Origin of the sequence: Collinsella aerofaciens (assembly GCF_040920445.1) — a bacterium.
Classification (GTDB): domain Bacteria; phylum Actinomycetota; class Coriobacteriia; order Coriobacteriales; family Coriobacteriaceae; genus Collinsella; species Collinsella aerofaciens_BH.
On sequence record NZ_JBCOTQ010000058.1, the window covers coordinates 1 to 13,434 of the forward strand.

Sequence of the window (13,434 nt, forward strand, 5' to 3'; positions counted from 1 at the left end):
GCGTTGACGCCGGCACGGAAGATCTCGGCAAGTACGCCAGCTGCAGCGAGCGCGACGGGAAGCGTGAGCATCCAAAACGACGGCAGCGCGATCTTGTACTGGGGCAGCACCAAAAAGAAGAAGTAGATGAACAGCAGGCTCGGTACGCCGCGGAAAAAATCGGTGAGCACGCGGCAGGCCAGCTGCAGCGGCTTAATATCGCTCGTGCGGCCGAGCATAAGGGCTAAGCCCAGTACCAGCGCGATGGCGCCAGCGGTGAGTGCGACTTTAACGGTGCCCTCAAAGCCGGCAAGTAAGAACTTCCAGGTGGAGAGGTGCGTAAAGAAATACCAATAGTGGACCGAAAGCTGACCGGTCACATAAAAGCGCTGCAGTACCAAGGCGATGAGCGCCGCCACGGCAACCAATGAGATGGCGGTGCCGATGCGAATCTTGGCGCGCATCTTGGGGCCGGGAGCCTCGTAGAGCGCATCGCGCATGGTGAGCGCGGAGGTGGAATGCTTGCTCATCGGAGGATTCTCACCTTCTTATCAATGTAGTTGCCAATGTGGCTCACCACAAAGGCCGTGCCCAGGTAGCCGAGCGCCGAGATAAAGAACGCGGCGACGCCGCCGAGCGAGCGCGTGTTGATGTAGCTCACCACGCCGGTGAGCTCTTGCGGCTTAAGCGGCACCTGGCTGCCGAGCGCGGTGGTGAGCATGACGGCGATAAAGAGGTTGGTCATGGGCAGCACGCTCGAGCGCAGTGCCTGCGGAATCACGATCTTGGCGAGGATACGGCTGAAGCTCATGCCGAGCGAACGTGCGGCTTCGACCTGACCGACGCCGACGGTGTTGATGCCGCTCATAAAGTTCTCGGAGCCAAAGGCCGAGCCCAAAAGGACCGTGGCGACGATAACGCAGGTACGGTAGGGCAGAACAACCTTGAGCGGCGGCAGTGCGTAGACGACGATGATGAGCAGCGCGATGCCGGGGATGTTACGGAAGACCTGAACATACAGGTCGCCAAAGACGCGCAGCGGCTTGAGCGGCGACACGCGCATCACGGTGACGGCGACGGCCAGCACCATGGCGATGGCAAACGACTCAAGCGTCATGCCCCAGGTTGCTAGCAGCGCGTCGATATAGTTCTGGCCATAGAGCGACCAGAGCTCGGAGAGACTCATGCGGACCTCCCGCCGATAAGGAAAGGGGCTCCCGTGTGTACGGAAGCCCCGACAACTCTGTGAGGAAACAGTTTACCGCAATAAAGCGCATCGTGCGTTTCCATATGGTTTCGTTGCGGCCGTTACCAGGCTCGTTGCCTAGGCGCCGATTTCGGGCAGCTCGGGAACATTGGTGTCGCCCGTGCGGTCGCCGATGCAGATCTGCCACAGCTCGGTCCAGGTGCCGTCGTCCGCGATCTTCTTAAGGAAGTCGTTGACAAAGGCGACGCCGTCGGAATCGAGCGGTAGACCGATGCCATAGGGCTCCTTGCTGCCGAAGGGCTTGCCGGCGATCTTGTATTTACCGGGCTCGCGGACCAGGGCGCTCTGCTGCATGTTGTTATCGATGACGTAGGCGTCAACGCGACCCTGCTGGAGGGCCTGACGAGCCTCCTCGTCGGTCTTGAACTCCTGCTGGCTGGCCTTGGGAGCGAACTCCTCCAGGATGGCGGGGCCGTTGGAGCCGGACTGGACGGCGACGTTCTTGTCGGCCAGGTCGTCGACGCTCTTGATGTCGTCGTTGTCGGCGAGCACCAGGATGGCCTGCTGCGTGTAGTAGTAGGGACCGGCAAAGGAGACGAGCTTCTTGCGCTCGTCGGTAATGGTGTAGGTGGCAAAGACAGCGTCGACCTGGCCGTTCTGCAGAACGGACTCGCGCGTGTCCGAGGTCACCTGGGTGATCTCGACCTTGTTCTCGCCCAGGATGTAGTTGGACAGGAGCTGTGCGATACCGGCGTCGAAGCCGCGGGTCTGACCGTCTTTCTCGTTGAGGAGGGAGAAGAGCGTGGAGGTCTGAACGCCACCGATCTTAAAGACGCCGGCGTCCTTGACGGCCGTCGCCCAGGTGCTGGCGGCGATGGCGTCGTCATCGGCCTTGGGGCCGTCGTTGACGAGCTTGTCGAATGCCTTGGCATCGAGCGTGGTGGAAGCCGCGGTATCCTCGGAGCCCTTGGAGGAGCCGGTGGCGGAACCCTTGTCGGCCTCGGCGCTGGTGTCAGAGCAGCCGGCAAGACCAAGGCCGGCGACGGTTGCGAAGGTGGCGGCAACGAAGCCGCGGCGGTCGAGAACGACCTGCTGGGAGAGGTTCTTGCTCATGGGAGAACACCTTTCTCAATAAAATCCCTAGCGGTTGAGTAGAATTATACCCTATCCCGCTCAAATGGGTCAACACGAAATAACTCAGAAACATACTTACCTTATGGGTAATTCTACCTACCAAAAAGGGACAGGTTTATTTTGGCAGGTTTTATCTGGGCAAACGCCGATTATTGTAGTTAAGAAAGCGTTTTGCGGACGGCGTGGTCGCTCGCTGCGGTCGCTATAATGGCGGCAACGCGACGCATATATAAGTAAGGAGACCGCGTATGAACGGCTATTCGTTTTTCGCGCCGACCATGACTTAGAACCACCACAAAGGGGACAGGCACCTTTGTGGTGGTTCTTGCAGATGTGGCGGCCTGCCTCTCTGTTTTGTCTCAATCTGTAACAGGTAGACGAGGAAATGGGTTCTAGCTGTTACAGATCGAGATTATCTCTTCAGGGGGATTCGAATGTCTCGATCTGTAACAGCTGGACGAGGATTTATCCTCTAGATGTTACAGATTGAGATAATCGCGTCGCGAAAATAAAAACCTCCGCAGGGGTGCTTCCCTTGCGGAGGTTATTTACTCGTTGAGTAGCCTTACGGCTTCGGCGGCCATGTTCTCGACCGTCATGCCGTTCTGCGCGAGCAGCTCGTTGGGGTCGTAGCGGTCGGGGAAGCCCTTGGCGATGCCAAAGGTGCGCGTGCGCACAGGCGTGCAGGCCAAGTAGCACGCGACACGCTCGCCCCACCCACCGTCCAAGATGCCGTCCTCGAGGGTGACGACAACGCGATGCTCGGCGGCAAGGCTGTCGAGAAACTTGCGGTCAAGCTCGGTTGCAAAGCGCGGGTTGACGAGCGTGGCCTCGATGCCGTACTCGGCAGCCAAGCGGTTTGCCACGTGCTCGCCCAGTTCAAAGAAGTCGCCAAGCGCAAGCACGGCTACATCGCGGCCCTGACGCGCGACGTCGTAGCGCACGATGCCATAATCGGCGCCCTCGGCGGGCGCCAGATCGGGACGGCTTACCAGGCCGATGCCCGGTACGCGGATTGCCACGGGATGCTCGCGGTGGTCGAGCGACCAGCTCAGCATGGACAGGTATTCTTCCATGCAGGCCGGTGCCAGGTAGCGCATGTTGGGAAGTCCGCCCAGCATGGAAATATCAAAGAACGAGAGGTGCGTCTCGGACGTTGTGCCAAAGACCGAAGCGCCAAACACCAGGATGGTTGCGGGGGCGTCGTTGAGGCACAGGTCGTGCCACAGTTCATCGTAGGCGCGCTGCAAAAACGTGCCGTATGCGCCAAAGACCGGCTTGGCGCCGGCGCTGGCGAGCGCGGTGGCAAAGGTGACGGCGTGCTCTTCGGCAATGCCCACGTCGACAAACTGCTTGCCTGCCGCGGCGCGAAGCTCGGGCGTAAAGCCCATGATATAGGGCGTGGCAGCCGTGATGGCGACAACCTGCGGGTCGTTCGCGATAGCGGCGTTGAGTGCCTCGCCCGTAATATCGGCATAGGTGCGCGGTGCGGGCTCGCTCGGGTGGCCCGGGCAAAGTTTGCGGCCGGTTGCCATATCGAAGGGCCCCACATGATGCCAGTGCTCCGGGTCGCTCTGGGCCGGCTCAAAGCCCTTGCCCTTGGCGGTGGAGACGTGCAGCACGATGGGATGATCGATATCGCGCAGCTCCTGCAGCGTATCGACCAACGCTTGGACGTCGTTGCCGGCGTCCAAATAACGGTAGTCGAGTCCCATCGCGCGGAAAATGTTGCGCTCACAGGTGCCGTTGCTGGTGCGCAGCTCGGCCAGATTGCGATAGAGGCCACCGTGGTTCTCGGCGATGGACTGGTCGTTATCGTTGACGATGATGATCAGGTTGCTGTCGAGTTCGGCGGCATTGTTGAAGCCCTCAAACGCCAAGCCGCCCGAAAGCGAGCCGTCGCCAATGATGGTGATGACGTTGTAGCTGTCGCCCGCCAGATCGCGGGCGTGTGCCAAGCCGCAGCCCAGGCTCACCGATGTGGAGGTATGACCCATGGCGAACAGGTCGTGCTCGGACTCGTCGGGATTGGCAAAGCCAGAGGCCTCGCCATAACGCTCCGGATCGATATAGGTGTACGCGCGCCCGGTCAGCGCCTTGTGTGCGTAGGTCTGGTGCGACACGTCGAAGACAATTTTGTCGGTGGGGGAGTTAAACACGCGGTGGAGCGCGACCGTGAGCTCAACGACGCCCAGGTTGGGGGCAACGTGTCCGCCGACAGCGGCGGAGCTTTCGAGGATGGCGTGGCGAATCTCGTCGCAGAGCTGCGGGAGCTCGGCGCGATTGAGAGCCTTGACGTCCTCGGGCGTTGTCGTTTGCGTAAGCAGCATCGTTGTGGGTTACTCCATGCGAATCGAGCGCCGGCGCTCCCTCGGCCGGCACAATTGCACAGAACAGTCTCGCACATTTTGGCGTTTGATATGTGACGGCGGCGCGGTAATTCGCCAACTGGCGGGGCAAAACGTTTTGTCCGATGCCATACTGGTAGATTCGATGATGTTTTTATTCAATGCGTGCAGGCCGTGGCTTGCCGCCGTGAGCCGCTGGAAGGAGGCAGCATGTCTGATGCCGTTCGTGCCGAGAAAATCGCGCACGAGGTCGACTATGCCGCCCACCAGCTGGCCCAGGCGGGCCGCTTGGACCTGACGCACGAGTTTATCCAGCATGGCGACGTGACGGTCTATGCACATGTGACTTCGGTAGCGCGGGCGAGCCTGTCCTTTGCCGAGCGCTTGGGCCGTGTTGGCATTTCGGTCGACCGTGCCTCGCTGTTGCGCGGAGCCTTGTTACACGATTACTTTCTCTACGATTGGCATGACCCCGATCCGAGCCATCGACTGCACGGATTTCGGCATCCATTTTTTGCCCTGGCACGTGCCGAAGAGGATTTTGAGCTGACGCCGCGCGAACGGAATATTATCGCGCGACATATGTTTCCGCTGGTGCCAGTGCCGCCGACGTGTCGCGAGGCATGGATTGTGTGCCTGGCTGATAAGTGGTGCGCACTGTGCGAGACGGTCGCCGGCCGTCTGCCGCGCAAGGACGAGGCTGACGATGGCATGAGTAAAGCATCGAGCGAAAAGAGGAGAGGGTAGACGGTGGAAACCGCGATTGATATGGCGTTTGGCGGCGCGACGCTTGCCGCCTGTCCACTCTCGGCACTGGTACTCTCGTTTGCCTTTTACGGTTTTTCGGCTGGGCATGGGAGTCGACAGTATGCGCCATGCTTAACCAAGGACGCTTCGCCAACAGCGGATTCTTGCTGGGGCCGTGTTGTCCTATCTATGGTGTGGGCGGCATAGCCTGCTGGCTTTTGCTGCGCGGGATTCCGGATGCCTCGGGCCAGTTTGTCGCGGCGGCGCTTGTATGCAGCGTAATCGAGTACAGTGTGGGCCTCCTATTGGAAAAGACAACAGGCGCTCGCTTTTGGGATTACTCGCACCTGCCGTTTAATTTGCATGGACGCATCTGTCTGTACTGGGCCTGCGCGTTTGGCCTGGGTGCGCTGTGCATTTGCCGTTTAGTGGAGCCGGCATTGCTGGGGCTGCTCGGCCATCTGCCGGTGCTGATTGTGCGGCTGGCGGCCTTTATCGTCGCGGTCGCGATGATGGTCGATGCGGTGTGCTCTTTGGCCAGCTGGCGCCGTTTGTCCGATCAGCTGGAGCGTGTGCGCGCCGACCTTGCCGACCGCATCAACGAGTCGCTTGCCGACGCGTCTGACTCCATGCTCGAACGTATTCCCGATTCGGCGATCGACTCGGTGGCGCAGACGCATATCCGCAGCCGTGCCGTTAACGCGTGGCTGGCCGAGCTGGGCGACGCGACGCTCGATGCCCTGCGCGAGAAGGCTTCGATGCCGACGTTTATCTCGGATGGTGCTCGCGGCCTGGCGCTCGCTGCCCGCCGCGTGGCCGATGCCGCGCCGAGCATGCCACGTCCGTCGCTCAGCCGTCGCCTTGCCGGTAAGCGCATGAGCCGTCCGGTACCGAGCGTGTCACTCAGTCGTCGTGACCTGCGCTTCTTCAATGCCTTCCCGCGTCTGCGCATCAATCGCTACGAAGGTGTCATTCGAGCAACTAATCTCCGCGACCGCGCCCACGAGCTGTTTCGGCGCTAGCCGGGATGGGCGCGCTCACGGCTCCCTTGCTCGCGTATTTCCCGTTCGTTTCGCGTCCGTTGCCGCGCCGTTTCCAAGATTGCGGCGCCGTTGGAGACGGCAAGATCTGGGTCGAGCCGGTCGAGGAAGTTATCCGCATCCGTACCGGCGAACACGGCCCTTCTGCGGTGTAGGACAATCTTTCGCCTGACGGGCGTGCCTCTCTTGGGGCGCGCCCGTTCTCGTCTACAATATCGTGCAGACGAAGGAGAGGCATGCCCATGATCAAGATGTTTGCGAGTGACTTAGACGGAACGCTGTTGAATGCCCTGCACGAGGCAGACGGGACCATTCGCCGTGCCATTCGCGAGCTGACCGAGGCCGGCCTGCATGTGGTTCCCGCGACCGGACGCTCGACGCTGCCGATCGGCGAGCATGGCTTCACAGGTCTGGCACTCGACGCCTGCTGCTCCAACGGATCCATCGTGCGTGACAGCCATGGTGAGGTGCTCAAGACCTGGACCATCGACCCGCAGGTTACCGAGGAGCTGCTCAAGGCGTTCCCGGACATTTGCTTCGACTGCTCCACGCCTGACGGCATGTTCTCGAGCGGCTCGTTCGAGATGCACCAGGCGGGTTTTAAGAAGGACAGCCCCATCAAGCGCATCGTGATGCGTGGCATGCGTGCACGTGGCGGGTATCACGAGGAACAGTATTTCGACCAGTCGATCGGTGACATCCTGCGTCATGACGTGTGCAAAATCAACTGCCGCGTGACCTCGCCCGAGCTGGAGCGCGACCTTAAAGCGTATCTTGCCGAGCGCTCGGACCGCGTGGTCAACGCGCCGTTTGATCCGGTGATGTTCGAGATCACGGACGTGGCGTGCAACAAGGGCGAGAGCGTGGCCTGGCTGGCGGGCTACTACGGTATTGCCGAGGACGAGGTCGCGGTTTACGGCGACGACGGTAACGACATTGCCATGCTCAAGCGTTTCCGCCACAGCTACGCGACCAAAAACGGTAGTGATGCAGCTAAGGCCGCCGCGAGCGCGACTATCGGCAGCTGCATGGTCCACGCCGTTCCCAAACACATGCTCGCCACCATGCACAAGCAAAACTCCCGCACCGTCATCGAATAATGTGACAGAGGGACTGCCCCTTTGTCACATTCCAATTATTGCCTTTACGTGTTGATGCACACGGTGTGCAATAATACTCACACTGTGCAATAGCGCACAGGCTGAGTAACAAGGAGGACGCTTGTCCCAGCTCGAGAAATGCGATCGCCGGTCCCTTCGCTCGCAGCGTGCCCTTCGCCAGGCGCTTGCCAGCGAGCTTGCCGAAAGCGGCGACCTTTCGCGCATTAACGTCGCGTCGCTCACCGAGTGTGCCGGTCTTACGCGCCGTACGTTCTATTCGCACTACCGCGATATTCCCGACTTTATCAACCAGATTGAGGACGGCCTGTTGGCTGAGATTCGTGAGCGCGTGGAGCTCATCACCGCAGCTCAGCTGCCCGATCTTTACCGTAACATCGACGAGCTCGAACCGGCGCCCGGCTCAGTTGAGCTGCTGCGCTATCTTGCGGCAAATCGCGATCTTATTGGTGCCCTGCTAGGCCCTGGCGGCGACCCCGCCTTCATTAAAAAGATTATCGATACCGCGCGTGAGGCCGTGGTGCCTCGTGCACAGACGGGCATTTTGGGCCTGGCGCTGGGCACGTTCTTTGACTACTACGTCACCTACGTCGTGAGTGCCGAGGTCGGCATGATTCAGCGCTGGTTTGAGCGCGGGCTCACTGAATCGCCCGAGGCCATGGCGCGCATTATGACGGTGCTCGCTTTTGTGCGCCCTGGTGACCTGTATGGCCAACCCATCGATATCAACGTGCCGGAATACGGCATGAAGCTATTGAACTTGCAGCTCGAGGACGTGGCCGACACCGCCGCAACCGTCGAGTCCAACAACTAAGAGGAGAGACAATGAGCAAACTCGTCGAGGGCATTAAGGACCGTATGGTCGCTGCCGCGCGTGAGGCCGCGCCCGCCGTGGTGGATGCCGCGCAGAAGGCCGCGACCGCAGCTGCCGAGAAAGTTGCTGAGGCAGTTGCCGATGCCAAGAACGCGGCAGGGGAGACGTCCGTCGCCAGCGAGCCCGCCACCGCCGCCGAGCCCTTAGCCGCCGCCCAGGCCCCCGAAGGCGCGATCTTCAACCCTGAGAACGCTCGTGGCAACATGCACCTGGGCATCGACGTAGGCTCCACCACCGTCAAGCTTGCCGTGCTCAATGACGACAACCAGATTGTCTACGCCAAGTACCAGCGTCACCACACCGACGTCCGCGCCTGCGCCCGCGACCTGTTCGAGGGTGCTGCGACCGTGCTGCCGACGGCCCAAATGACCTGCGCCATCACCGGCTCGGGCGGCCTGCTGCTGTCCCAGTGGCTCGACCTGGAATTTGTCCAGGAGGTCATCGCCAGCAAGCGTGCCGTCGAGACTCTCATCCCGGCCACCGATGTCGCCATCGAGCTGGGCGGCGAGGACGCCAAGATCATCTACTTCGACAACGGCATCGAGCAGCGCATGAACGGCACCTGCGCCGGCGGCACGGGCGCGTTCATCGATCAGATGGCCACTCTGCTGCACACCGACGCGAGCGGCCTTAACGAACTCGCGGCCAACGCCACCACCATCTATCCCATCGCCAGCCGTTGCGGCGTCTTTGCCAAGACCGACGTCCAGCCGCTGCTCAACGAGGGCGCCCGCCCCGAGGACGTGGCTGCCTCCATCTTCCAGGCTGTCGTGACCCAGACCATCTCGGGCCTGGCGTGCGGCCGTCCCATCCGCGGGAACGTCGCCTTCCTGGGCGGCCCGCTGCAGTATCTCTCCGAGCTGCGCCACCGCTTCTACCTCACGCTCAATCTGGACGAGGAGCACCGCATTGTGCCCCAAAACGCCCACCTGTTTGTGGCGAGCGGCGCCGCCATGGCGCACGAGTCCAACAAGCTCAGCACGTTCCCGCAGCTCATCGAGGCTATCGATGCTCTGGGTGACACACAGGGTGCCGAGGTCGAGCGTCTGGACCCGCTCTTTGCCACCGACGGGGACTTTGCCGAGTTCAAGGGCCGCCACGACACCGAGGTCGTCCCCAAGGGCAAGCTCGAAGGCTACACCGGCCGCGTGTTCATTGGCATCGACGCCGGTTCCACCACCATGAAGGCCGCGCTCGTGGGCGAGGACGGCCAGCTGCTGCACACCTGGTACGGCAACAACAACGGTGACATCCTGGGCACGGCCAAGGTCATCATGGCCGATTTCTACAACCACATCCCCGCCGGCTGCACCATCGGCCACGTGACCACCACGGGCTACGGCGAGGCGCTGCTCATCGAGGCTCTCAAGGCCGACTCGGGCGAGATCGAGACCGTTGCGCACCTGCGCGGCGCCAAGGCGTTCCTGCCCGGCGTCGAGTTTATCCTGGACATCGGCGGCCAGGATATGAAGTGCCTGCGCGTCAAGGACGGCGTGATTGAGCACATCATGCTCAACGAGGCCTGCTCGTCGGGCTGCGGCAGCTTTATCGAGAGCTTCGCCGTCTCTATGAACATGGACGTGCGCGCGTTCGCCGATGCCGCCATCCATGCCAAGGCCCCCGTCGACCTGGGCAGCCGCTGTACGGTCTTTATGAACTCGCGCGTCAAGCAGGCGCAAAAGGAAGGCGCCACGGTGGGCGACATCGCGGCCGGCCTGTCCTATTCCGTCATCAAGAATGCCCTGTTCAAGGTCATTAAGCTGCGCGATCCCAAGGAGATCGGCAGCCAGGTAATCGTTCAGGGCGGCACCTTTATGTCCGATGCCACGCTGCGCGCGTTTGAGCAGCTTACCGGCGTTCACGCCGTGCGTCCCGACATCGCCGGCTGCATGGGCGCCTACGGTGCGGCCCTGCTCGCCCGCGATCGCGCCGGCGCCGACGGCACCTCGACCATTCTTTCTGCAGAGGACATCGCGCACCTCACCGTGACGCAAAAGCATGTCCGCTGCGGCCGTTGCTCCAACAACTGCCAGCTTACCGTCAACGACTTTGGCGGCGGCAGGCGCTTTATCACCGGCAACCGCTGCGAGAAGGGCGCCGGCCACAAGAAGCAGAAGACCGAGGCCCCCAACCTCTTCAAAAAGAAAAATGAGCTGCTCTTTAACCGCGAGGTCCTGAGCCCCGACGAGGCCCCGCGCGGCACCGTCGGCATCCCGCGCGCGCTCAACATGTACGAGAACTACCCCTTCTGGCATGCATTCTTTACGCGCCTGGGCTTTAGCGTGCAGCTGTCCGACCAGTCGAGCAAGAAGACCTACCAGGCGGGCATCGAGTCCATGCCGTCCGAGAGCGTGTGCTACCCGGCCAAGATGAGCCACGGCCACGTGATGAACCTCATCGACCGCGACGTCGACTTTATCTGGATGCCGTGCGTGCGCTGGGAGCGCAAGGAGGATCCGACGGCTGGCAACTGCTATAACTGCCCCATCGTCATGAGTTACCCCACGGCGCTGGCGCTCAATATCGACGAGATTCGCGAGCAGAACATCGAGTTCCTGTACCCGTTTGTGCCCTATCACGACAAGACCGAGCTCAAGCGCCGCCTGTACCAGGTGCTCGCCGTCGACCGCGTGGCCGATGCGCAAGCCGGTCGTGGTCGCGTGTGCGGTCCCAAGATCACGCGCTCCGAAGTCGATGCCGCTGTCAACGCTGCCTTTGAGGCCGATGCGCGCTTCCACGAAGACATCCAGACCATGGGCGAGGAGGCCCTTAAGTGGGTCGAGGACCACGGCGGTCACGGCATCGTGCTCGCCGGTCGTCCCTACCATAACGACCCCGAGATCAACCATGCCCTGCCCGAGCTTATCTCGAGCTTTGGCTTTGCGGTCTTTACCGAGGACTCGCTCGCGCATCTGGTAAAGCCCGAGCGTCCGATTCGCGTCGTTGACCAGTGGATGTACCACAGCCGCCTGTACGCCGTCGCCCGTTTTGTGACGATGCGCAACGACCTGGACCTGATCCAGCTCAACTCCTTCGGCTGCGGTCTCGACGCCCTGACTACCGATCAGGTGCAGGAAATCCTGGAGGCCAGCGGCAAGATCTACACCGTGCTCAAGATTGACGAGGTGTCCAATCTGGGCGCCGCGCGCATCCGCATCCGTTCGCTCATGGCGGCGCTCAAGGACCAGGAGGCCGAGCGCCTGGCCGTGGCCACGGCCGCGGGCGAGGCCTACGAGCAGGGCGACGCTGCGCCGGTGGCGCCTTCCACGGATGCCCCCGCGTTCGCGAGCCGTAAGTACACGTTCGAGGCGCAGCGCGAGAGTGCTTCGACCGCGTGGCCAAAGGTGCCCTTTACAGAGCAGATGCGCGACGAGGGCTATACCATCCTGTGCCCGCAGATGGCGCCGATTCACTTTGACCTGGTCAAAGAGGTGTTCCGCGGTGCCGGCTACAACCTGGAGCTGCTGCCCTCGACCGACCACGACGCCGTCGAGGCCGGCCTGCGCTATGTGAACAACGACATCTGCTATCCGTCGATTCTGGTGACGGGCCAGATTATGGAGGCCATCGAGAGCGGTCGGTACGACCTGTCCAAGACGGCCGTGGTTATCAGCCAGACCGGCGGCGGCTGCCGTGCCACCAACTACATCGCACTCATCCGCAAGGCGCTGCGCGAGAGCGGCCACCCCGAGATTCCGGTGATCTCGCTTTCGGCCGTGGCGCTCGGCGAGGACAACCCTGGCTTTAAGATTACGCCGGCGCTGCTCAAACAGGCGGTCTACGCGGTGCTCTTTGGCGACGTGATGATGCAGATGCTCTATCGCTGCCGCCCGTACGAGGCCACGCCCGGTGCCGCCAATGCGCTCTACGAGGAGTACATGGCGCGCGCCCGCAAGCTGGCGCCCAAGTTCAACCGCCACAACTACACCAAGCTTGCGCGTGAGGCCATCCACGCGTTCGACACCATGCCGCTCGTGGGCGAGAGCACCAAGCCGCGCGTGGGCGTGGTCGGCGAGATCCTGGTCAAGTTCCATCCCACGGCCAACAACCACGTGGTCGACGTGATCGAGCGCGAGGGCTGCGAGGCCGTAGTACCGGGCCTGCTCGACTTCTTCCTGTACTCCATGAGCAACGCCGAGCTACAGAAGGACGAGCTGGGAAGCTCTGCTACCACGCGCGCTGGTATGCAGGCGCTCATCAAGCTCGTGGACTGGATGCGCACGCCGGTGGAGGAGATGCTCGAAAAGTCCGAGCGCTTTGAGGCGCCCGAGCGCATCGGCACCATGGCCGACAAGGCCCGCACGGTGCTTTCGGTGTGCAACAACATGGGCGAGGGCTGGCTGCTCACGGCCGAGATGCTCGACCTGATCGACCATGGCGCGCCCAACATTATCTGCACGCAGCCCTTCGCATGCCTACCCAATCACGTGGTGGGCAAAGCCGTGATCAAGGAGCTGCGCCGTCAACATCCCGAGAGCAACATCGTCGCGGTGGACTACGACCCCGGCGCGTCTGAGGTCAACCAGCTCAACCGTATTAAGCTTATGATCAGCGTGGCGAAGGAGAATATGCGCGCCGGCAAGGGCTTTAAGCTCGAGAAGGTGGCGCCGCTCGCGATGGACGAGGTCACCGGACAGATGCGTGCCCATGACGGCTGCGTGAGCTGCGGACCGGCCAGCGAGGAGACCGTGGCGTCGGTCGCCAAGCGTCTGGGACGCGGCATTAAGAAGTAGCTGGCCTGCTATGGGCTAGATATGAGACAAACGGGTGGTAGCCGTACCGGCTACCACCCGTTTTTGCTGGACATATGTTGCGTAAACGCCCCAACTATCACCCCTTGCGAACTTAAATATCGGAAGTATGCGGCAAAATCTGAATAGGTCGAGCATACCGGATATGTACAAGCCCTGTACCTGCACTGATAATTGTTCTCGGGGGAAGCGGGCACTGCGGGGCGCGGCAACGGCGCGCGATTTCCGCGTCGCAG

10 protein-coding genes are annotated in these 13,434 nt (G+C 61.8%); 6 read left to right on the forward strand and 4 right to left on the reverse strand.

The window, feature by feature from the left end; all coding sequences use genetic code 11:
* The 4 genes from AB5405_RS08520 to AB5405_RS08535 all read right to left on the reverse strand — a co-directional run.
* Positions 1 to 509, reverse strand: a 509-nt coding sequence (locus AB5405_RS08520; protein WP_368138190.1) for an ABC transporter permease subunit, incomplete at its 3' end; no start/stop codon positions are given.
* The gene (locus AB5405_RS08525; protein ID WP_022094657.1) at positions 506 to 1,165 is read right to left on the reverse strand and encodes an amino acid ABC transporter permease; all 660 of its coding nucleotides are present in this window, start codon (positions 1,163 to 1,165) and stop codon (positions 506 to 508) included. The genes AB5405_RS08525 and AB5405_RS08520, both read right to left, overlap by 4 nt.
* Before the next feature lie 138 nt (positions 1,166 to 1,303).
* Positions 1,304 to 2,299, reverse strand: a complete 996-nt coding sequence (locus AB5405_RS08530) for a glutamate ABC transporter substrate-binding protein (protein WP_368138191.1) — start codon at positions 2,297 to 2,299, stop codon at positions 1,304 to 1,306.
* A gap of 569 nt (positions 2,300 to 2,868) precedes the next feature.
* Positions 2,869 to 4,650 carry a 1-deoxy-D-xylulose-5-phosphate synthase gene (locus AB5405_RS08535; protein ID WP_368138192.1) on the reverse strand — a complete coding sequence of 594 codons (1,782 nt, stop codon included), beginning with the start codon at positions 4,648 to 4,650 and terminating at the stop codon, positions 2,869 to 2,871.
* Positions 4,651 to 4,878: 228 nt separating this feature from the next.
* Here AB5405_RS08535 and AB5405_RS08540 point away from each other — a divergent pair, with 228 nt between their 5' ends.
* From AB5405_RS08540 to AB5405_RS08565, 6 genes are all read left to right on the forward strand, one after another.
* Positions 4,879 to 5,415, forward strand: coding sequence for an HD domain-containing protein (locus AB5405_RS08540; RefSeq protein ID WP_368138193.1), 537 nt, complete (start codon positions 4,879 to 4,881; stop codon positions 5,413 to 5,415).
* Between the two features lie 128 nt (positions 5,416 to 5,543).
* The gene (locus AB5405_RS08545; protein WP_368138194.1) at positions 5,544 to 6,437 is read left to right on the forward strand and encodes a putative ABC transporter permease; all 894 of its coding nucleotides are present in this window, start codon (positions 5,544 to 5,546) and stop codon (positions 6,435 to 6,437) included.
* Positions 6,438 to 6,442: 5 nt separating this feature from the next.
* Positions 6,443 to 6,610: a P-II family nitrogen regulator gene (locus AB5405_RS08550; RefSeq protein ID WP_329738388.1), complete on the forward strand. Its 168-nt coding sequence runs from the start codon at positions 6,443 to 6,445 to the stop codon at positions 6,608 to 6,610.
* 87 nt (positions 6,611 to 6,697) lie between these two features.
* Positions 6,698 to 7,555: an HAD-IIB family hydrolase gene (locus AB5405_RS08555; RefSeq protein WP_368138195.1), complete on the forward strand. Its 858-nt coding sequence runs from the start codon at positions 6,698 to 6,700 to the stop codon at positions 7,553 to 7,555.
* 121 nt (positions 7,556 to 7,676) lie between these two features.
* Positions 7,677 to 8,387: a TetR/AcrR family transcriptional regulator gene (locus tag AB5405_RS08560; RefSeq protein ID WP_368138196.1), complete on the forward strand. Its 711-nt coding sequence runs from the start codon at positions 7,677 to 7,679 to the stop codon at positions 8,385 to 8,387.
* Positions 8,388 to 8,398: 11 nt separating this feature from the next.
* Positions 8,399 to 13,180 (forward strand): acyl-CoA dehydratase activase-related protein, encoded by a 4,782-nt coding sequence (locus AB5405_RS08565; RefSeq protein ID WP_368138197.1) that lies wholly within the window; start codon positions 8,399 to 8,401, stop codon positions 13,178 to 13,180.
* Positions 13,181 to 13,434: the final 254 nt, after the last annotated feature.

Coding starts and splice junctions, on each gene's coding strand:
- AB5405_RS08525 (WP_022094657.1), bottom strand. CDS start 1,165: ATGAGTCTCTCCGAGCTCTGGTCGCTCTATGGCCAGAACTATATCGAC.
- AB5405_RS08530 (WP_368138191.1), bottom strand. CDS start 2,299: ATGAGCAAGAACCTCTCCCAGCAGGTCGTTCTCGACCGCCGCGGCTTC.
- AB5405_RS08535 (WP_368138192.1), bottom strand. CDS start 4,650: ATGCTGCTTACGCAAACGACAACGCCCGAGGACGTCAAGGCTCTCAAT.
- AB5405_RS08540 (WP_368138193.1), top strand. CDS start 4,879: ATGTCTGATGCCGTTCGTGCCGAGAAAATCGCGCACGAGGTCGACTAT.
- AB5405_RS08545 (WP_368138194.1), top strand. CDS start 5,544: ATGCTTAACCAAGGACGCTTCGCCAACAGCGGATTCTTGCTGGGGCCG.
- AB5405_RS08550 (WP_329738388.1), top strand. CDS start 6,443: ATGGGCGCGCTCACGGCTCCCTTGCTCGCGTATTTCCCGTTCGTTTCG.
- AB5405_RS08555 (WP_368138195.1), top strand. CDS start 6,698: ATGATCAAGATGTTTGCGAGTGACTTAGACGGAACGCTGTTGAATGCC.
- AB5405_RS08565 (WP_368138197.1), top strand. CDS start 8,399: ATGAGCAAACTCGTCGAGGGCATTAAGGACCGTATGGTCGCTGCCGCG.